Raw genomic sequence first — 18,360 nt, forward strand, 5'->3', positions numbered from 1 at the left:
CAGTCACGACTCTGGCGCGCCGCTCCGGCCGCCAGCTGTAGATCCACTGAAAGAAGTGCACGGCGCGTGTTCAATTCACTCTCTGACCGGTTGACAGCAACCTTCAAGAACCTCCGTGGCAAGGGCCGCCTGACCGAGGCGGACGTTGACGCTACGGTCCGCGAGATCCGGCGCGCCCTGCTGGATGCCGACGTCGCCGTTCCGGTGGTGCGGGAGTTCACCGCCCGGGTCCGCGAGCGTGCCCTCGGCGCCGAGGTTTCCGGCGCGCTGAACCCGAGCCAGCAGATCGTGAAGATCGTCAACGAGGAACTCGTGGAGATCCTTGGCGGCGAGACCCGCCGGATCCGGCTGGCTAAGACCGGCCCGACCATCATCATGCTCGCCGGCCTCCAGGGCGCCGGCAAGACCACCCTGGCCGGCAAGCTCTCCAAGTACCTCAAGGCCCAGGGCCACAGCCCCATGCTGGTCGCCTGCGACCTGCAGCGCCCCAACGCCGTCACCCAGCTGCAGGTTGTCGGCCAGCGCGCCGGCGTGCCGGTCTACGCCCCGCACCCGGGCGCCACCTCCACCGAACTCGACCACCCCGCCGGTGACCCGGTCGCCGTCGCCCGCGCCGGCGTCGAGGAAGCCAAGCGCACCCTGCACGACGTCGTGATCGTGGACACCGCCGGCCGCCTCGGCGTCGACGCGGACATGATGGAGCAGGCGCGCCAGATCCGCCGGGCGATCGTCCCGAATGAAGTCCTGTTCGTGATCGACTCGATGATCGGCCAGGACGCCGTGAACACCGCGCTGGCGTTCGACGAAGGCGTGAACTTCACCGGCATCGTGCTCTCCAAGCTCGACGGCGACGCCCGTGGCGGTGCCGCGCTCTCCGTCGCATCGGTCACCGGCAAGCCGGTCATGTTCGCCTCCACCGGCGAGGGCCTGGACGACTTCGAACTCTTCCACCCGGACCGGATGGCCTCCCGCATCCTCGACATGGGCGACGTGCTCACCCTGATCGAACAGGCCGAAAAGTCCTGGGACAAGGACGAAGCGGCCCGGATGGCGAAGAAGTTCGCCGACCAGGAAGACTTCACGCTTGAGGACTTCCTCGCCCAGATGCAGCAGATCCGCAACATGGGCTCGATGAAGAAGATGCTCATGATGATGCCGGGCGCGCAGAACATCCGGCAGCAGCTCGAGCAGTTCGACGAGCGTGAAATCGACCGCGTCGAGGCGATCGTCCGGTCCATGACCCCGCACGAACGGGTGGCACCGAAGATCATCAACGGCTCCCGCCGCGCCCGCATCGCCCGCGGTTCCGGCGTGCACGTCTCCGAGGTCAACGGCCTGCTGGAGCGCTTCGCCCAGGCGCAGAAGATGATGAAGAAAATGGCTGCGGGCGGCGGCATGCCCGGCATGCCGGGGATGCCGGGCATGGGTGGCGGCGGAGGCGGTGCTCGAAAGGGTGCCAAGTCCGCGCCGAAGAAGAAGGCCCGTTCCGGCAACCCAGCCAAGGCCGCGCAGGAGCTCAAAGACGCGGAGGCCCGCCGGGCTGCCGGCGCCAAGGCCGTCCCCACGGGTGCCTCCTTCGGCCAGCAGGGCGGGGACTTCGACCCCTCGCAGCTGAACCTGCCGAAGGGCTTCGACAAGTTCCTTGGCGGCAGCAAGTAAGCAGGGCGCCCGGAGCGTATGTCGTCGGTCCCGATGACAGACCGGTGCCCTAGGGTTAGACCATGTTCAAGCAGCGCGTAGTCTTCGTCCACGGCGCCGGCAGTTTCGGCGCCGCGGCGTGGCCGAAGCAGCATGGCATGGCCCTGGCTTACGACGCCCTGTTCCTGCGCCGCCACGGCTTCGATCCGGTCGCCGAGCCGCTGCCGACCGACTTCGCCGCCGACGCGGCCATCGTCCTGCGGGCCCTGGCCGACGACGGCCGGGGTGCCGCCGGAGGCCATGTGGTCGCCCACTCCCAGGGCGCCATCTCGGCGATGATGGCCGCCGTCGAACGCCCGGACCTGGTCCAGTCGCTGACCCTGGTGGAGCCGGCCTGCTTCTCGCTGACGGCCGAACTGCCCGCCACCGCGGCCCACCGCGCGCTGCTGCAGCCGCTCTTCGATGTCCGGCACCAGCTCAGCGACGAGGACTTCCACCGCGAATTCGTCCGGCGCGTGTTCGCCGCCCACGCCCCGGTGCGCGGCGGCGTCGGCGCCCCCGCGGCCGACGACGGCAGGGAAGCGCGGCGGCTGCGGCTGCAGGCCCCCGGATGGGACGCGCCGCTGCACATCGTTCCCGGCGTGCCCACCCTTGTCCTCACCGGCGGCTGGGAACCGCTGTACGAGGAGATCGCCGGCTACCTCCGGGAAACCGGCGCCTTGTACCGCACCGCCCCCGGAGGGCACCGGCCGCAGGACTCCCGCGAAGGCGACCGCGCCATCCGCACCTTCATCGCCGACGTCGAACGCAGCAGCCACGCGCACGCCTCCTGAGCCGCCGGCGCTGCGGATTAGGCTGTAGGCCATGAATGGCATCATCGAATTCCGCGGCCCGGTCCTTACCGCGCCCGGCCAGGAACGGCAGGGGCTGTGGGCGGTGGACGGCACGCTCACCTTCACCCGGCCCACGGAGGAGCCGGACCAGGTCCTGGACGGCTGGGTCATTCCCGGGCTGGTCGACGCGCACTGCCATATCGGGCTCGGCCCCGGCGGCGATGTCCCCGCCGAGGTGGCCGGGCAGCAGGCCAAGGAGGACCGCGAGGCCGGAACTCTGCTGGTCCGCGACGCCGGCGCCGTCCATGACACCCGGTGGATCCAGCGGCACCCCGGGCTGCCCCGGATCATCCGTGCCGGCCGGCATATCGCCCGGACCCGCCGTTACCTGCGCGGCCTCGCCGTCGAGGTTGAACCGGAGGATCTGGTGGAGGCTGTCCGCAAGCAGGCCCGCGCTGGTGACGGCTGGGTCAAGCTGGTCGGGGACTGGATCGACCGCGGCGCCGGAGACCTCGCCGCGAGCTTTCCCGCCCGCGCCGTCAAGGACGCCGTCCGGGCCGCGCATGACGAGGGCGCACGGGTCACGGCGCACTGCTTCGCCGAGGACACCCTCGATGACATGCTCGACGCCGGCATCGACTGCATCGAACACGGAACCGGGCTGCTGCCCCGGCACCTGCCGCGCTTCGTCGAACAGGGCGTGCCGATTGTGCCCACCCTGATCAACATCGCCACCTTCCCCAACATCGCCGCGCAGGCCGAGGCGAAGTTCCCCCGGTACGCGGCCCACATGCGCGCGCTGTGGGAGCGCCGCGCGGAACGCATCCTTGAAGCGCATGAGGCCGGCGTGGCGCTCTACGCCGGCACCGACGCCGGCAGCGTCATCCGGCACGGGCGGATCGTGGACGAACTCGAGGCGCTCCAGGCAGCGGGCCTGCCCGCCGTCGCCGCCCTCGACGCCGGTTCCTGGGCCGCCCGCACCTGGCTGGAGGCTGAGGCCATTGCCGAAGGCGCCAGCGCCGATGTCCTCGTGTGCGACGAGGACCCGCGCAAGGACCTCACCACGCTCAGGAGCATCCGCCACATCGTGCTGCGCGGCGCACGCGTCGGCGGGGGAGAGGGAGGTTCCGGCGGTCTGCATTAGGAATAAATTGAAGCTTCAAGTAATTTAACTATGTGACGGGTCGCCGAAGGTCGGCGGCCGCAGGACCACCGGAGCGTTTCGATGACCGCAGAACCCAGCACCCAGGATCTCCTTCCCGCAGACCTCACCATGGGCACCGTGATGCTCAAGGTCGGCGACATGAAGCTGATGACCGACTACTACCAGCGCGCCCTCGGTCTGGAAGTCGTGGCCGAGCAGGACGGGGGGCTCTACCTCGGTCGCAAGCGCAGGCCGCTGGTCCACCTGGCCCCGGCCCCGGGGCTGAACATCCCCTCCCGCGGAGAGGCCGGCCTCTTCCACACCGCCCTGCTCTTTGAGGACCAGGCCGCCCTGGCCGCGACCATCGCCTCGGCCGCGCAGTACGAGCCGCAGTCCTTCACCGGCAGCGCGGACCATCTGGTGAGCGAGGCCTTCTACTTCAACGACCCCGAGGGCAACGGCATCGAGCTCTACTGGGACCGCCCCCGCGACGCCTGGTCCTGGGAGGGCAAGAACGTGGTGATGGACAGCCTGGCCCTGCCGCCGCAGCGCTACCTGGAACAGCACCTGACCGAAGCCGCCCTGGCCGGACAGCTCGAGACGGACGCCGGCGTCGGGCACGTTCACCTGCAGGTCGGCGACGTGCAGTCTGCCCACGATTTCTACGTCGGCACGCTCGGTTTCGAGAAGACCGCCGGCTGGCACGGCCAGGCGCTCTTCGTCTCGGCTGGCGGGTACCACCACCACATGGCCATGAACGTCTGGAACAGCCGCGGCGCCGGCCCGCGCCGCGACACCCTGGGCCTGGGCGAGGTGCTGATCGAAGTACCCTCCGGCGACGACGTCGGGGCGCTTGCGGACCGGCTCAAGACCGCCGGCGTCCAGTCCCACCACACCGGGGCTGAGCTGCGCTTCGAGGATCCGTGGCGCAACCGGATCCGCGTCGCCGTCCGCTAACCCTGGTCCGGGCATGTCCATCCCTCCTTCCGAGGCACCTCCGACGGACATGCCCATCCTTCGGGCCGGGGCGTGGGCATGACGGGTTATGCCCACTGGCCACGTCCTATGCTGGGCATGTCCGTTGCCGGATCCTGCCCGCCGCTGGGCATGTCCATCCCTGCCGCCCGAACGGCTAGGCTGAGGGAAGGCCGCAGGCAGCGGCCCGACGCCGCCGGACAGCTAAGGATGAGTTCCGTGGGATTTACCGAGATTTTCGCCGCCACCCATGACGCCGCGCTCAAGCGCGCTGCAGCCCTCGACGGCGGCGCCGCCCCCGCGCCCGGTGCGGTCCGGATCCCGGACATCAGTGACTTCGAGGTCGAGCGCCTGGGCGACCTGGCCGGCGCCGCGGTGCATGCAGCGGGTGCCGACTACGAGTTGGCGATGGTGGACGTGGCCAGCGATGCCCTGCTCGGTGCACCGGCCGCCATGGTCCGCGCGCTGGCGGAGCTGCTTACCTATGAAACCGAAGGGGAGGGCGACGTGCTGGCCGACGTCGCCGCGAGCTGGGCCGCGGAGGAGGACATGCCCTTCGGCGCCGAGCAGGCCGAGCGGTACGTCCGGCAGATTGCGGAGCTGGCCGCCGGCGTCGATCCCGCCGCCAAGGCCGGACTCTACGTCTGGGCCTGCTGACGCCGCCCACGCCTCCGCCCAAAACGCCGCCCGGAACGCCGCGCGCGGGTGTCAAGTCGAAATCCGCGCGGTCATCTGGCACAATGATCAGGTACTTGATCTGCGCGGCCCCTCTCTCCGCGTCTGGATCTTGTCCTTTAGAACCCCCTAGTACGGCCCGCCCCACGGGTGCAGAACGCCGGGCTCGACCCCGTTTATGAAACAGGAGTGACCACAAAAGTGGCCGTTAAGATTCGCCTTAAGCGCTTCGGCAAGATGCGCGCCCCGTACTACCGCATCGTCGTCATGGACGCACGCTCCAAGCGTGACGGCCGTGCCATCGAAGAGATCGGCAAGTACCACCCGACCGAAGAGCCCTCGTACATCGAGGTCGACTCGGACCGTGCCCAGTACTGGCTCGGCGTCGGCGCACAGCCGTCCGAGCAGGTTGCCGCGATCCTCAAGATCACCGGTGACTGGCAGAAGTTCAAGGGTCTTCCGGGCCAGGAAGGCACCTTGAAGACCAAGGCTGCCAAGGAAGGCTTCGCTGCCCCGGAGAAGGGCTCCGTGATCATCCCGGAAGCCATCACCAAGAAGGCCAAGAAGGACGATGCAGCCGAGGCTCCGGCCGAAGCCGAAGCAGAGACCACCGAGGCTGAGTAACTTGCTGGCAGAAGCGCTCGAACACCTGGTCCGCGGGATTGTTGACAGTCCCGAGGACGTCAAGGTCAGTGCCAAGAACAACCGCCGCGGGGACACCCTCGAGGTGCGCGTTCATCAGGACGACCTTGGACGGGTGATCGGTCGCCAGGGCCGCACCGCACGCGCGCTGCGCACTGTGGTGGCTGCTCTGGCCGACGGCGAGCAGGTCAGGGTCGACGTCGTCGACACCGACCGCCGCCGGTAGCGCGGCCAGCACAACTCGTCTTTAGTCCGGCCCCTCCGCCAGCTTATGGTGGAGGGGCCGGACTCTTTTGCGCAAGAAGCGCACCCGGAACCATAAACTCCCCAAAACCCGAACAGAGGAACAGATGCAGCTTCAGGTGGCACGAATCGGCAAGCCGCACGGCATCCGCGGCGAAGTGACCGTGCAGGTGCTCACGGACGCCCCCGGTGACCGCTTCGTTCCCGGCATGCAGTTCGTGGTGGAACCCGCCTCCGCCGGGCCGCTGACGGTGGAGAGCGCCCGCTGGAACAAGGACATCCTGCTGCTGGCCTTCGAGGAAGTGCAGACCCGCAACGAGGCCGAGGCCCTCCGCGGCGCGAAGCTCTACATCGAAACCGAGGAACTGGACGAGGACGACGACGAGGGCTGGTACGAGCACGAACTCGTCGGCCTGGACGTCCGCGTCGGCGGCAACGTGGTCGGCAAGGTCTCCGGCCTGCACACCATGCCCGTCCAAGACCTGCTGGTGGTCACCGTCGAGGACGGCCGGGAAGTCCTGGTCCCGTTCGTCGAGCAGATCGTCCCCGAGGTCAACGTCGGCGACAAGTACGTCGTCGTCACCCCGCCGCCCGGGCTGTTCGAGGTCAACACCGACGCCGGTGCCACCCCCGACGACGGCGACGGCGTCGCGGCGGCCGGGGAACGGCAGGCCGGCGACGGGGACAACGCCTAAGATGCGGATCGACGTCGTCAGCATCTTCCCCGAGTACCTGGCACCGCTGGAGCTGTCCCTGATTGGCAAGGCCCGGCAGGACGGACTGCTGGACCTGTCGGTCCACGACCTGCGCGACTTCACCACGGACCGGCACCGCACCGTGGACGACACGCCCTACGGCGGCGGCGCGGGCATGGTGATGAAGCCGGAGCCCTGGGCCCAGGCGCTCGAAGCCGTGGCCGCGACGGGGCCAGGCGCGGACGCCTCCGCCGGGGCGCCGGCCCAGAAGCCGGTCCTGATTGTCCCGTCGCCGGCGGGGGAGCGTTTCACCCAGGCGATCGCCCACGAACTCGCGGAAGAGGACCAGCTGGTCTTCGCCTGCGGCCGCTACGAGGGCATCGACGAACGGGTCCTCGAATGGGCCGCGGAGCACTTCACCGTCCGGCCCATGAGCCTCGGCGACTACGTCCTCAACGGCGGCGAGGTGGCCGTGCTGGCCATGGTGGAGGCCGTCGGGCGGCTGCTGCCCGGCGTCGTCGGCAACCCCGAATCGCTCGTCGAGGAATCGCACTCCGACGGGCTGCTCGAATACCCGGTCTACACCAAGCCCTCGACCTGGCGGGACCGCGAGGTCCCTGCCGTGCTCCTGAGCGGCAACCACGGCAAGATTGCCCAGTGGCGGCGGCACGAGCAGTACCGCCGCACCGCCGAACGCCGCCCGGACCTGCTGGAGGCGTTCGACGCCGGCGCCCTGCCCCGCGCGGACCGCACCGCTTTCGCGGACCTGGGGTACGACGTCGTCGACGGCCGGCTCCGGCGCCGCCCCGAAGCCTGAGCCTGCACCGCCGGGCCACCACCGGGCCGGCATGGGCCAGGCCGGCCCGTCCCGCGGATTCACCAAACCGGCCCCGGATGTGGCAAAATTAGTCCTTGTGCCTGCTGGGTGCGAACCTGCCACAGGGGGAGCGTCACCAACAGCGCGGCACCCCGGTCCCGCCGATTCCCGGCGGAACCGGAAACATAAAACTTTCGGCGGCAATTTCCGGTGCGGACCGCATCCGGGCTTGGCCGCCGTGACCCAACGTGAATGACCTGTGGCGTTCACCAGGAGTGGATTAATGCATATCCTCGATTCCGTCGACGCAGCCTCGCTGCGCAACGATGTTCCCGAGTTCCGCGCGGGTGACACCATCAAGGTGCACGTGAACATCATCGAAGGCAAGAACTCCCGCGTCCAGGTGTTCCAGGGCTTCGTCCTGGGCCGCCAGGGTGACGGCGTGCGCGAAACCTTCACCGTCCGCAAGGTTTCCTTCGGTGTTGGCGTGGAGCGTACCTTCCCGGTGCACTCCCCGATCATCGACAAGATCGAGCTCGTCTCCAAGGGTGACGTGCGCCGCGCCAAGCTTTACTACATGCGTGCACTGCGCGGTAAGGCTGCGAAGATCAAGGAAAAGCGCGACTTCCAGACCGCCAAGTAAGTCTTCCGGACTTACCCGCGGATCCACGGACGGCTCCGGCATGCGCCGGAACCGTCCGCCCCTGCGCAGCTCCATCAGAAACGCGTTAGAGGATTCGGATCATGGAACAGACAAGACGCCGGCCCAGGAAACTGGGCTGGCGTCTTGCGCTTTTAGGCCTGGTTCTGGCGGTGGCCATCGGCGGGCTGGTGCGTTCGCTGTGGCTGGACGTCTACTTCATCCCTTCCGCCTCGATGGAATCGCTGCTGCGCGACGGTGACCGGATCCTCGTGTCGCGGACGGATTTCGCGTCGTCGCCCATCCGCCGCGGGGACGTCGTTGTCTTCGACGGCCGCGGCTCCTTCGCCCCGCTGAACAGCGGGCGTGGCCCCGCCGCCGACCTCCTGGCGGGCGCCGGCCACTGGCTGGGCCTGACGGGCAGCGACACCACCTACGTCAAACGCGTCATCGGCCTGCCCGGCGACCGGGTGGCGTGCTGCGGCTCCGACGGGCGGCTCACAGTAAACGGCCAGCCGCTTGAGGAACCCTATATCTATGCAGGGGATGCCCCGAGCCGGCTCAAGTTCGACGTCATCGTCCCGGACGGCCGGCTGTGGCTGCTGGGGGACCACCGGTCGCAGTCGGCCGATTCCCGGAGCCTGCTGGGCGCGCCGGGCGGGGGCATGGTTCCGCTGGACCGCGTGATCGGCCGGCCGGTACAAGTCATCTGGCCGCTTGATAGATTTGCAGAAATACCGCGGCCCGCCGAGGCCGCCACAACGATTAGGAACGGACGGTAGATGCCCGAGACCGGACCCCGGAGTCCCGATCCGCAGGGGCACGACGAACCCCGCGTGACCTCCATGCCGATCCCGGCCGACGAACCCCGGACGACGCGGCTGCCGGCCGCGCCGGTGCCGGCGCACGTCCCCGAGCCGACGCCGGAGACCACCGCGTTTGCGGCGGGGCCGACGGCGGAGACTACCGCGGAGCCGCACGCCGCGCAGCCGCACGCGGCGCACGACGCGGCGCGGCCCGTTCGGGGTCACGGCCGGCTCGAGCACGACCGGCCCGAACACGCACCGGGCACCCCGCTGGCAGGTCCCGCGCACGCCGGACCGACGTCGGCCCGGGCCCGCAAGGCGAAGGCCTGCGAGGGGCGCAACCCCGTGCTGGCCTGGCTCAAGGAGATCGCCACGGTGGTGGTTATCGCCGTCGTCCTGTCCTTCTTGATCAAGACGTTCCTGTTCCGGGCCTTCTACATCCCGTCCGAGTCGATGATGAACACGCTCGACGTCAACGACCGGATCTTCGTGAACCTGCTCGTGCCGGAACCGATCGCGCTGGAGCGCGGCGACGTCGTCGTCTTCCGCGACACCAAGGGATGGCTGGTCCCGGCCCCGGCAAAGCCCGCCGGGCCGCTCACCGGCGTGCAGGACGCGCTGATGTTCGTCGGCCTGCTCCCGGACAACTCCGAGCAGCACCTGGTCAAGCGTGTCATCGGCCTGCCCGGCGACCATGTTGTCTGCTGCGACGGCAGCGGCCGCCTGACCGTGAACGGGGCACCGCTGGACGAGAAGTACATCAACAGTGCCGAGATCCCGCAGGCGCGGGACTTCGACGTCGTGGTCCCGGCCGGGAAAGTCTGGGTCATGGGAGATAACCGCAACCACTCGGCCGATTCACGTTCCCATCTGGACAGCAACGGCGGCTTCATCGACCTGGCCGACATCGAGGGCAAGGCGGCCGTGATCGCGTGGCCGCTGAACCGGATCACGTCCCTGGATAACTACCCGGACGTCTTCCGGAACGTCCCGGCTCCGGCGGGCAAGTAGGGACGGCTGCCGTGTCCGAAGCTCCAACCCTCGACTACGAACGCCGCTTCCGGGGTTCCGGTGCGCGTTTGCTCGCTGGGATCGACGAGGTGGGCCGCGGTGCCCTCGCCGGTCCCGTCAGCGTCGGGATCGCCGTCGTGGACCTGCACAAGCAAAAGCTGCTCGCCGATGTGCGGGACAGTAAGCTGCTGAAGGTCGCGGACCGGGAACGGCTGGAACCGCTGGTGCGCAGCTGGAGCGTCGCGTCCGCCGTCGGCCACGCCTCCGCGGCGGAGATCGACGCGCTGGGCATCATCGCCGCGCTGCGGCTCGCGGGCAACCGTGCCTGGTTCGCCGTGCTTGCCGCCGGGGTGAGACCCGACGTGGTGCTCCTGGACGGCAGCCACAACTGGCTTTCGCCGGCGGCGCAGGCGTCGCTGTTCGACCCGGACCCCGACGACGCCGGCCCGGAGGAGCCTGGCTGTGACGCCCCGGTGCACACCCTCGTCAAGGCCGACATGCAGTGCCTGTCCGTGGCCGCGGCCTCCGTGCTGGCCAAGGTCGAGCGGGACCGGCAGATGGCCGCCCTGCACACCGAATACCCGGCCTTCGGCTGGAACGAAAACAAGGGCTACGGAACCGCCGCGCACAAGGACGCCCTCCGCGCCGCCGGACCCTCGCCCTACCACCGCGTCAGCTGGCAGCTGCTGGGCGACTAGGACCGCCGCCGCGGACCCGCTGCTGCGGGCCACGGTGCCGGCCTACCAGCCCGGCCCGTCAGGAGCCGTGGCGCGCGCCCGCCGCCCAATGGTGCAAGATGGAAGCATGAGTGCCGAGGACCTTGAGAACTATGAAACCGACATGGAGCTGCAGCTCTACCGCGAATACCGCGACGTCGTCGGGCTCTTCAGCTATGTGGTCGAGACAGAACGGCGTTTCTACCTGGCCAACCACGTGGACCTGCAGGCGCGCAGCGCCGACGGCGAGGTCTACTTCGACCTGACCCTGCAGGACGCCTGGGTCTGGGACGTCTACCGGTCCGCCCGGTTCGTCAAGAGCGTCCGCGTGATCACGTTCAAGGACGTCAACGTCGAGGAACTGCCGCGCAGCGAGGAACTGGCGCTGCCCAAGGTCGAGGACCTCGGCAACTGACCCTGCGCCGGCAAGTGACCTCCGTCTGGGGCCGGGCCGCCGGCTGACGTTGCCCGCGTAGCCCGGGTTACCCACAGATCCGACTTACCCACTTAGTTTGGGTTGTCCACATAGCCCGGCCTGCCGCTGTGCCCGGGAACCGCCGGGCCGCACGCTGGAGGCATGAGAGCCAAGGACGTGCTGGGCCGGCGAGGTGAAGAACTCGCTGCAGGCTTCCTCGAAGCCCAGGGGATGCGGATCGTCGACCGCAACTGGCGGTGTCCCGAGGGTGAAATCGACATCGTGGCGCTCGACGGCGACGCCCTGGTGATCGCGGAGGTCAAAACCCGCGCCTCGCTCGCCTTCGGTCACCCCTTCGAAGCCGTCACCGTGGCCAAACTGGCACGGCTGCACCGTCTGGCCTCCGCCTGGTGCCGCGATCACGAACTGCGGATGCCGCTGCGCCGGGTCGACGTCGTCGCCGTCCTCGACGACGGTACCGGCGGCCCGTCCATCGAACACCTCAAAGGGGTGGGATAGATGGCGCTGGGCCGGACCTACTCGGTGGCCTTGGTGGGATTGAACGGCTACATCGTCGAGGTCGAGGCCGACATCGGCCAGACGCTGCCGGCGTTTGTGATCCTCGGCCTTCCGGATGCCTCACTGAACGAGGCAAAAGAGCGGATCAGGTCCGCGGCCCAAAACTCCGGCATTCCGCTCAGCCGGCGGAAAATCACCGCCAACCTGATCCCCGCGTCGCTGCCCAAACGTGGGTCGGGCTTCGACCTGTCCATTGCCATGGCGGTACTGCTCGCCGCCAACGACGTCCGCCCCACCGGCAGGCACGTCTTCATCGCCGAACTGGGCCTGGACGGGCGCCTGCGGCCGGTCCGGGGCATCCTTCCTGCCGTCATGGCCGCGGTGCAGGCCGGCTACCCGGATGTGGTGGTTGCCCAGGCCAACGCCGCCGAGGCCGGACTGGTGCCGGGCGCCAGGGTCAGCGGCTACCGCACCCTCGCCAGGCTGGCCTTCGACTTCGGAGCCGACCCGCAGGACCTCGCCCTCGACTTCGAGCCCGACGAGGAAGAGCCGGACGAAGCAGGCCCGGACCCGGCCGCCCTGGCGCCGGATATGTGCGACGTCGCCGGCCAAACCGAGGGCCGGCGCGCCTTGGAAGTTGCCGCCGCGGGTGCGCACCACGTGCTGCTTAGCGGACCGCCCGGGGCCGGCAAGACCATGCTGGCTGAACGGCTGCCCGGGCTGCTCCCGGACCTTGGCGACCGTGAAGCCATGGAAGTCACGGCCATCCACTCGCTCAGCGCCCTGACTTCGGCCGCCGTCACCCTGCGCCGCAGGCCGCCCTACGAGAACCCGCACCACACGGCCACCGCGGCCGCCATCATCGGCGGCGGATCAGGCCTGCCGCGGCCCGGCGCCGCCTCACGGGCGCACCGGGGCGTCTTGTTCCTGGACGAGGCCCCGGAGTACGAACGCCGTGTCTTGGACGCCCTGAGGCAGCCGCTGGAAAGCGGTGAGCTGGTGATCCACCGCTCCGCCGGTACCGCTGCCTATCCCGCGAGATTCCAGCTGGTACTCGCAGCCAACCCGTGCCCCTGCGGCAAGGCCGCCGGCAAGGGCCTGGACTGCACCTGCACGCCGATGATGCGCCGACGCTACTTTGCCCGGCTGTCGGGGCCCCTGCTGGACCGCGTGGACATCCAGCTCCAGGTGGAGCGGGTGGCCCTGGCCGACTTCGGGCAGCCCCGCGCGGAGGAGGGAACCGCGGAAATCGCCGCCCGGGTCCACCGGGCCCGGGAGGTGCAGCTGGAGCGGCTCGGGCCGCTCGGACTGGAGACCAACGCCCAGGTCCCCGGAAGGGTGCTCCGCGGCGTGCTCCGGCCCGCCGGGACGAACACCCGCATCCTCGACCACGCCCTGGAACGGGGCGCACTGACGGCCCGCGGCTATGACCGCGTCTTGCGGCTCGCCTGGACCCTGGCCGATCTGGCCGGGCGCGGCAGCCCCGGCGCGGACGAGATCGGCCAGGCGCTCGGGCTTCGCCAGGCCGCAGCGGCCGCCGCATGACGGCGACGGCGCACGGTTCAGGCCTGCGGGTGTGCAGTCCAGGCCTGGACCACCCACGGAGAGGAATCCCTGCATGACACACGACGAAAGAACGGCCCGGGCCGCGTTGTCCCGGCTGTTGGAACCCCAAGATGTTGTTGGCCTGGCGCTGGTCCGGCTGGTGGGTGCTGAAGACGCGTTGCGGGTCGCTACCGGAAAGCTCCCGGCCGGGCCCGGACTGCAACGTGAGCTGACCGGCGTGCTGGAGGAAAACGGGGCGTCGGGCGGCTGGAGCGGGCTGGGAATGGCCCTGAAACGCTGGGCACCCCGCGTTCCCGATCTGGCCCCGGCCAGGGACCTTGCCACGGTGCAGCGGCTCGGCGGCCGTCTCCTCATCCCCGGCGACGTGCTGTGGCCGGCCCAGCTGGCGGACCTGGGCCTGCAGGAACCGCTGTGCCTCTGGTGGCGCGGCGTCGAACAGGAGCTTCCTCCGGCGACGAAGGCCGTCGCCCTGGTCGGCTCCCGCGACAGCACCTCGTACGGCTCGGCGGTGACAGGTGATCTGGCCTATGCCTTGGCCCAGCGGGGATTCACTATCGTCTCGGGCGGGGCCTACGGTATCGATGCGCACGCCCACCGAGCGGCTCTCGCCGGAGCTGCCGGGAGCCTGCCCACGATCGCCGTGATGGCAGGGGGAGTGGACCGCTTCTACCCGGCGGGAAACGAGGACCTGCTCCGCGCGGTGGCCAACCAGGGGGCCGTTCTGGCCGAGGTTCCTCCGGGCTCGGCTCCGACGCGGTACCGGTTCCTGCAGCGGAACAGGATCATTGCCGCACTGGCCGCCGTCACGGTGGTGGTGGAGGCCCGGTGGCGGTCCGGTGCCCTGAACACCGCCCACCACGCGGAGAGCCTGGGCAGGGCTGTCGGAGCGGTCCCGGGCCCGGTGCACTCGGCCAACTCGGCAGGATGCCACCGCCTGCTGCGCGAGGGAGGCGCGGTGTGCGTCACAGATGCCGGCGAGATCGCCGAACTGGCCTCGCCAAGCGGTGACGGCCTGCCCGATGCGGACCCGGGCCCGGCGCAGGCGCAGGACGGACTGACCCTTGAGGACCTGATCCTGCTCGATGCCCTGCCGCTGCGGACCACCAGCACGGTGGAGAAGCTCGCCGTCGTGGCCGGGCTCAGCGCCGAGTCGGTGCGGGCCGGCCTCGGGCGGCTGGGACTGCTCGGCCTGGCCGAAGGCGTCCGCGGCGGCTGGAAACGCTCGACGGCGGCCGGATGAGATCCCGGCGGCGCGCCGCCCGGCTGCCGGACCGGTCGGGCCCCGGGCGGGAAGAATGGGAGAGTGCCAACACAGCAACAACTGCCCGCCGCGCTGGACGCCGCCGCCGAGGGCTTCGGCCGCTACCTCTCGGCGGAGCGGAACGGGTCCGCCCATACCGTGCGCGCCTATCTCTCGGATGTCGCCAGCCTGCTGGAGTACGCCGCGTCAGAGGGCGCCGCCGGGCTGTCCGACATCGAGCTCGGGACCCTGCGCCGCTGGCTGGGAGCGCAAAGCGAAGCGGGGATGTCCCGGGCCACGCTCGCCCGGCGGGCTGCCACGGCGCGGGCCTTCACCGCGTGGGCTGTCCGAGAGGAGCTCCTAGGCGCCGACCCCGCGCTTCGCCTCAAGGCCCCAAAGCGGGAGAAATCCCTACCCGGCGTGCTGCAACAGGGGCAGGTACAGCGGCTCGTCACGGGGGCCGAGACAGCCGCCGCCGAGGGGGACCCGCTGGCCCTGCGCAACAAGGCCATGCTGGAGCTGCTCTACGCCACCGGCGTGCGTGTCGGCGAGCTGGCCGGCCTGGACATCGACGACCTGGACCCGGACCGCCGGACCCTGCGGGTACTCGGCAAAGGAAACAAGGAACGGACCGTCCCGTACGGACTGCCGGCTGCGCTCGCGGTCGACGACTGGCTGCGCCGCGGCCGCCCGACCGTCGCAGTGGAAGGCTCCGGCCCGGCACTCTTCCTGGGCGCCCGCGGCCGCCGGGTGGACCAGCGGCAGGTCCGAAGCGTCGTCAAAGACCTGCTGGACGGGCTGGGGGACACCTCGGCCACGGGTCCGCACGCGCTGCGCCACTCCGCCGCCACCCACCTGCTCGACGGCGGCGCGGACCTCAGAGCGGTGCAGGAGATCCTTGGCCACAGCAGCCTCGCTACCACCCAGATCTACACCCATGTCTCCGTCGACCGGCTCCGCAAGAGCTACCAGCAGGCACACCCGCGGGCCTGACCGGCGGGGCAGTCTGTGGCGGCTCTTTGGGTGCTCCGGCCCATGCGTGGCGAACCGTTCAACCCCCTTTCGGCGCGCCGGAGACGGCTCGCCGAATTGCACTGGCGTAATTAGGCACGGTACGGCAGAATGAGACTCACGCCCGGCAACTTTCAAGTGGTGCTTGAAGCTCTTAAGCACCGAGTGAGGTCCGGACCTATTTTTTGTATGGCGCAGAAATTACACAACTGAATAGTCTGGCAGGGGCAGCCGCCCCACGCGGATTTACGCGACGCATGGTCATCCAGGCAGAGGTCGTTGGGGAAGACGTACCTATAGCTATGGAGGATGGAATGTCTGTTGCACAAACCCGCGGTGTCCTGTTCGTTCACTCGGCCCCGACCGCCCTGTGCCCCCACGTTGAGTGGGCCATTGGCTCGGTCGTGGACAAGCGCACGGACCTTGAGTGGACTGCCCAGCCCGCCGCGCCCGGAATGTTCCGGGCCGAGCTGTCGTGGACCGGAACGCCGGGCACGGGGGCTCAATTGGCGTCTGCGCTCCGCGGCTGGGCGCATCTGCGCTACGAGGTCACCGAGGAGCCCAGCCAGGGCGTCGACGGCGGCCGATGGTCGCACACCCCGGAGCTCGGCATCTTCCACGCCGTGACGGACGTCCACGGCAACATCATGGTTTCCGAGGACCGGATCCGGTACGCCTACGAATCCGGCGCCGGCGATCCCTCCGCCGTCTACCATGAACTCTCCCTCGCCCTCGGCGAAGCCTGGGACGAGGAACTCGAGCCCTTCCGCCACGCCGCCGAAGGCGCCCCCGTTCGCTGGCTCCACCAGGTCGGCTAGAGCCCACCCGCCTCCCGCCAGTCCGGGACGCACCGCAACACACTCCATAGCACCGCGAAATGACAGATGGCGGCAATGTTCACGAGGAACATTGCCGCCATCTGTCATTTCGGCGTGCCGCGCGTGCCGCGCGTGCCGGGCGGGCCGCGCAGGTATGCCGCGCGGCCGGCCCGGTTAGACGCTGCGGACGGCGATGACGGCGTTGTGGCCGCCGAAACCGAAGGAGTTGCTCAGCGCCACGATGTCCCCTGCGGGCAGGGCCCGCTCGGAGGTGACGACGTCCAGCGGGATCTCCGGATCCTGGTTCTCCAGATTGATCGTGACCGGAGCCTTGCGCTCGTGCACGGCCAGGACCGTCAGTACCGCTTCCACGGCACCGGAGGCGCCCAGCAGGTGGCCCATCTGCGACTTGGTGGCCGAGACCGCCACGTTGTCCACGTGGCTGCCGAGGGCGGCCTTGAGCGCGGTGTATTCGGGCTTGTCACCGACCGGGGTGGAGGTGGCGTGCGCGTTGACGTGCACGACGTCCTCGGCCTGGATCCGGCCGTCGAACATGGCGGCCTTCAGCGCCCGGGTGGCGCCCAGGCCCTCGGGGTCCGGGGCGGTGATGTGGTAGGCGTCGGCGGTCACCGAGGTGCCGGCGAGCTCGGCGTAGATCCGGGCGCCGCGGGCCAGGGCGTGCTCCTCGGCTTCCAGGACCAGCGCACCGGCGCCTTCGCCCATGACGAAGCCGTCACGGTCGCGGTCGTAGGGCCGCGAGGCGTGCTCGGGATCGTCGTTGCGGCGGGAGAGGGCCTGCATCGAGGCGAAGGCCGCGATCGGCATCGGGTGGATGGCCGCTTCGGCGCCGCCGCAGACGACGACGTCGGCCTTGCCGGAACGGATCAGGTCCAGGCCCATGTGCACGGCCTCAGTGCCGGACGCGCAGGCGGACACGGGGGTGTGGGCGCCGGCGCGGGCGCCGAGGTCCAGGCTGACCGCGGCTGCGACGCCGTTGGGCATCAGCATCGGCACGGTCATGGGCAGGACGCGGCGCGGGCCCTTTTCGCGCAGGGTGTCCCAGGCATCCAGCAGCGTCCAGACGCCGCCGATGCCGGTCGCGAAGGCGACGGCGAGGCGGTCGTGGTCGATCTCGGTGATGTTGGCATCGGCCCAGGCCTCACGCGCGGCGACGACGCCGAACTGCGTGGAGGGGTCCATGCGCTTGGCCTCGACCCGGCTCAGGACCTCGAGGGCCGGGGTGGAGGCGCGTGCGGCGAAGTGCACGGGAAGTTCGTACTTGGCGACCCAGTCGTCCTCGAGCGTGTGCGCCCCGGAGACGCCCTTGAGCGCGTTCTTCCACATCGTGGGGACATCGCCGCCGATGGGTGTGGTGACACCCAGACCGGTAATGACTACTTTGCGTGCCATGGGATCACTCTCTGTCGGTGCGCCGGCTCTCATGCGGACCCCTGGGTGAGGCGTCCGCGGCCCGCGTGGGCAAAACTCGGTGGTGGTGCGGTAACGATCGGTTCCGGCGGGCCGTCCCGGTGCGCGCCGGCGCCGGGAACGGAATCAGGCCGGGAACCCTGCCTGAACACGGCCGGCGCGGCGGGCTGCTGCCCGGCCGCCGCCGGCCCGTGCCGGAAGTTCAGGCGGTGATTAGGCCTGGGCGTTGGAGATGAAGTTCACGGCGTCGCCAACGGTCTTGAGGTTCTTGACCTCTTCGTCCGGGATGCGCACGCCGAACTTTTCCTCGGCGTTGACGACGATGGTCATCATCGAGATGGAGTCGATGTCCAGGTCCTCGGTGAAGGACTTGTCCATCTCGACAGCCTCGGGGGCCAGGCCGGTCTCTTCGTTGACGATTTCGGCCAGGCCGGCCAGGATCTCTTCGTTGCTAGCCATTGATGGCTCCTTCTCTTGTTGGTGCCGTCGGCTTCCGGGTGTTGTTCCGGCAGTGTCTGGCGAAATGAT

The 18,360-nt window shown here is 69.7% G+C and carries 21 protein-coding genes; 19 read left to right on the plus strand and 2 right to left on the minus strand.

Going from position 1 to position 18,360, the window contains the following annotated elements; translation table 11 throughout:
• The first annotated feature begins 66 nt into the window (after nt 1-66).
• From ffh to ASG71_RS09160, 19 genes are all read left to right on the plus strand, one after another.
• On the plus strand, nt 67-1,659 hold the full coding sequence (ffh, locus tag ASG71_RS09070) for a signal recognition particle protein (RefSeq protein WP_056738291.1): 1,593 nt from the start codon (nt 67-69) through the stop codon (nt 1,657-1,659).
• 62 nt (nt 1,660-1,721) lie between these two features.
• Nucleotides 1,722-2,471, plus strand: coding sequence for an alpha/beta fold hydrolase (locus tag ASG71_RS09075; protein ID WP_056738292.1), 750 nt, complete (start codon nt 1,722-1,724; stop codon nt 2,469-2,471).
• 31 nt (nt 2,472-2,502) lie between these two features.
• The gene (locus tag ASG71_RS09080; RefSeq protein ID WP_056738293.1) at nt 2,503-3,615 is read left to right on the plus strand and encodes an amidohydrolase family protein; all 1,113 of its coding nucleotides are present in this window, start codon (nt 2,503-2,505) and stop codon (nt 3,613-3,615) included.
• A gap of 81 nt (nt 3,616-3,696) precedes the next feature.
• A complete protein-coding gene (locus ASG71_RS09085; RefSeq protein WP_056738294.1) occupies nt 3,697-4,572 on the plus strand; it encodes a VOC family protein in 876 nt (291 codons plus the stop codon).
• A gap of 237 nt (nt 4,573-4,809) precedes the next feature.
• Entirely contained in the window at nt 4,810-5,247 is a 438-nt protein-coding gene (locus ASG71_RS09090; protein ID WP_200947957.1) for a hypothetical protein, read from the plus strand.
• 219 nt (nt 5,248-5,466) lie between these two features.
• On the plus strand, nt 5,467-5,889 hold the full coding sequence (gene rpsP / locus ASG71_RS09095) for a 30S ribosomal protein S16 (RefSeq protein WP_056738296.1): 423 nt from the start codon (nt 5,467-5,469) through the stop codon (nt 5,887-5,889).
• A 1-nt stretch (nt 5,890) separates the two neighbouring features.
• Nucleotides 5,891-6,133, plus strand: a complete 243-nt coding sequence (locus ASG71_RS09100) for an RNA-binding protein (protein ID WP_056632598.1) — start codon at nt 5,891-5,893, stop codon at nt 6,131-6,133.
• 124 nt (nt 6,134-6,257) lie between these two features.
• On the plus strand, nt 6,258-6,845 hold the full coding sequence (gene rimM, locus ASG71_RS09105) for a ribosome maturation factor RimM (RefSeq protein ID WP_056738297.1): 588 nt from the start codon (nt 6,258-6,260) through the stop codon (nt 6,843-6,845).
• Nucleotide 6,846: 1 nt separating this feature from the next.
• Nucleotides 6,847-7,662 carry a tRNA (guanosine(37)-N1)-methyltransferase TrmD gene (gene trmD / locus ASG71_RS09110; protein ID WP_056738298.1) on the plus strand — a complete coding sequence of 272 codons (816 nt, stop codon included), beginning with the start codon at nt 6,847-6,849 and terminating at the stop codon, nt 7,660-7,662.
• 283 nt (nt 7,663-7,945) lie between these two features.
• A complete protein-coding gene (gene rplS / locus ASG71_RS09115; RefSeq protein ID WP_056738299.1) occupies nt 7,946-8,305 on the plus strand; it encodes a 50S ribosomal protein L19 in 360 nt (119 codons plus the stop codon).
• Nucleotides 8,306-8,406: 101 nt separating this feature from the next.
• The gene (gene lepB, locus ASG71_RS09120) at nt 8,407-9,084 is read left to right on the plus strand and encodes a signal peptidase I (protein ID WP_056738300.1); all 678 of its coding nucleotides are present in this window, start codon (nt 8,407-8,409) and stop codon (nt 9,082-9,084) included.
• Complete coding sequence (gene lepB / locus ASG71_RS09125; protein ID WP_056738301.1) at nt 9,085-10,119, plus strand: signal peptidase I; 1,035 nt, start codon at nt 9,085-9,087, stop codon at nt 10,117-10,119.
• Nucleotides 10,120-10,130: 11 nt separating this feature from the next.
• Complete coding sequence (locus ASG71_RS09130) at nt 10,131-10,817, plus strand: ribonuclease HII (RefSeq protein ID WP_056738302.1); 687 nt, start codon at nt 10,131-10,133, stop codon at nt 10,815-10,817.
• A 106-nt stretch (nt 10,818-10,923) separates the two neighbouring features.
• On the plus strand, nt 10,924-11,250 hold the full coding sequence (locus tag ASG71_RS09135; protein ID WP_018773443.1) for a DUF2469 domain-containing protein: 327 nt from the start codon (nt 10,924-10,926) through the stop codon (nt 11,248-11,250).
• A gap of 162 nt (nt 11,251-11,412) precedes the next feature.
• Entirely contained in the window at nt 11,413-11,769 is a 357-nt protein-coding gene (locus ASG71_RS09140) for a YraN family protein (RefSeq protein WP_056738303.1), read from the plus strand.
• Complete coding sequence (locus ASG71_RS09145) at nt 11,770-13,314, plus strand: YifB family Mg chelatase-like AAA ATPase (RefSeq protein ID WP_056738304.1); 1,545 nt, start codon at nt 11,770-11,772, stop codon at nt 13,312-13,314.
• A 73-nt stretch (nt 13,315-13,387) separates the two neighbouring features.
• A complete protein-coding gene (gene dprA, locus ASG71_RS09150) occupies nt 13,388-14,575 on the plus strand; it encodes a DNA-processing protein DprA (RefSeq protein WP_056738305.1) in 1,188 nt (395 codons plus the stop codon).
• Nucleotides 14,576-14,638: 63 nt separating this feature from the next.
• Nucleotides 14,639-15,568 carry a tyrosine recombinase XerC gene (locus tag ASG71_RS09155; RefSeq protein WP_056738306.1) on the plus strand — a complete coding sequence of 310 codons (930 nt, stop codon included), beginning with the start codon at nt 14,639-14,641 and terminating at the stop codon, nt 15,566-15,568.
• 332 nt (nt 15,569-15,900) lie between these two features.
• Nucleotides 15,901-16,404: a DUF3145 domain-containing protein gene (locus ASG71_RS09160; protein WP_056738307.1), complete on the plus strand. Its 504-nt coding sequence runs from the start codon at nt 15,901-15,903 to the stop codon at nt 16,402-16,404.
• A gap of 174 nt (nt 16,405-16,578) precedes the next feature.
• On the opposite strand, the gene fabF is transcribed toward ASG71_RS09160, so the two are convergent.
• Both fabF and ASG71_RS09170 read right to left on the minus strand, forming a co-directional pair.
• Entirely contained in the window at nt 16,579-17,814 is a 1,236-nt protein-coding gene (gene fabF, locus ASG71_RS09165; protein WP_056738308.1) for a beta-ketoacyl-ACP synthase II, read from the minus strand.
• 231 nt (nt 17,815-18,045) lie between these two features.
• Entirely contained in the window at nt 18,046-18,291 is a 246-nt protein-coding gene (locus ASG71_RS09170; protein WP_056738309.1) for an acyl carrier protein, read from the minus strand.
• Nucleotides 18,292-18,360: the final 69 nt, after the last annotated feature.

Source organism: Arthrobacter sp. Soil763 (assembly GCF_001428365.1).
In the GTDB taxonomy this organism is placed as follows: domain Bacteria; phylum Actinomycetota; class Actinomycetes; order Actinomycetales; family Micrococcaceae; genus Arthrobacter.

What these genes read in the sequence shown, in the direction of transcription:
- lepB (WP_056738301.1), top strand. Translation starts at nt 9,085, where the DNA reads ATGCCCGAGACCGGACCCCGGAGTCCCGATCCGCAGGGGCACGACGAA.
- ASG71_RS09145 (WP_056738304.1), top strand. Translation starts at nt 11,770, where the DNA reads ATGGCGCTGGGCCGGACCTACTCGGTGGCCTTGGTGGGATTGAACGGC.
- ASG71_RS09170 (WP_056738309.1), bottom strand. Translation starts at nt 18,291, where the DNA reads ATGGCTAGCAACGAAGAGATCCTGGCCGGCCTGGCCGAAATCGTCAAC.
- ASG71_RS09135 (WP_018773443.1), top strand. Translation starts at nt 10,924, where the DNA reads ATGAGTGCCGAGGACCTTGAGAACTATGAAACCGACATGGAGCTGCAG.
- ASG71_RS09075 (WP_056738292.1), top strand. Translation starts at nt 1,722, where the DNA reads ATGTTCAAGCAGCGCGTAGTCTTCGTCCACGGCGCCGGCAGTTTCGGC.
- trmD (WP_056738298.1), top strand. Translation starts at nt 6,847, where the DNA reads ATGCGGATCGACGTCGTCAGCATCTTCCCCGAGTACCTGGCACCGCTG.
- dprA (WP_056738305.1), top strand. Translation starts at nt 13,388, where the DNA reads ATGACACACGACGAAAGAACGGCCCGGGCCGCGTTGTCCCGGCTGTTG.
- rplS (WP_056738299.1), top strand. Translation starts at nt 7,946, where the DNA reads ATGCATATCCTCGATTCCGTCGACGCAGCCTCGCTGCGCAACGATGTT.
- lepB (WP_056738300.1), top strand. Translation starts at nt 8,407, where the DNA reads ATGGAACAGACAAGACGCCGGCCCAGGAAACTGGGCTGGCGTCTTGCG.
- ASG71_RS09080 (WP_056738293.1), top strand. Translation starts at nt 2,503, where the DNA reads ATGAATGGCATCATCGAATTCCGCGGCCCGGTCCTTACCGCGCCCGGC.
- ASG71_RS09140 (WP_056738303.1), top strand. Translation starts at nt 11,413, where the DNA reads ATGAGAGCCAAGGACGTGCTGGGCCGGCGAGGTGAAGAACTCGCTGCA.
- ASG71_RS09085 (WP_056738294.1), top strand. Translation starts at nt 3,697, where the DNA reads ATGACCGCAGAACCCAGCACCCAGGATCTCCTTCCCGCAGACCTCACC.
- fabF (WP_056738308.1), bottom strand. Translation starts at nt 17,814, where the DNA reads ATGGCACGCAAAGTAGTCATTACCGGTCTGGGTGTCACCACACCCATC.
- ASG71_RS09160 (WP_056738307.1), top strand. Translation starts at nt 15,901, where the DNA reads ATGTCTGTTGCACAAACCCGCGGTGTCCTGTTCGTTCACTCGGCCCCG.
- rimM (WP_056738297.1), top strand. Translation starts at nt 6,258, where the DNA reads ATGCAGCTTCAGGTGGCACGAATCGGCAAGCCGCACGGCATCCGCGGC.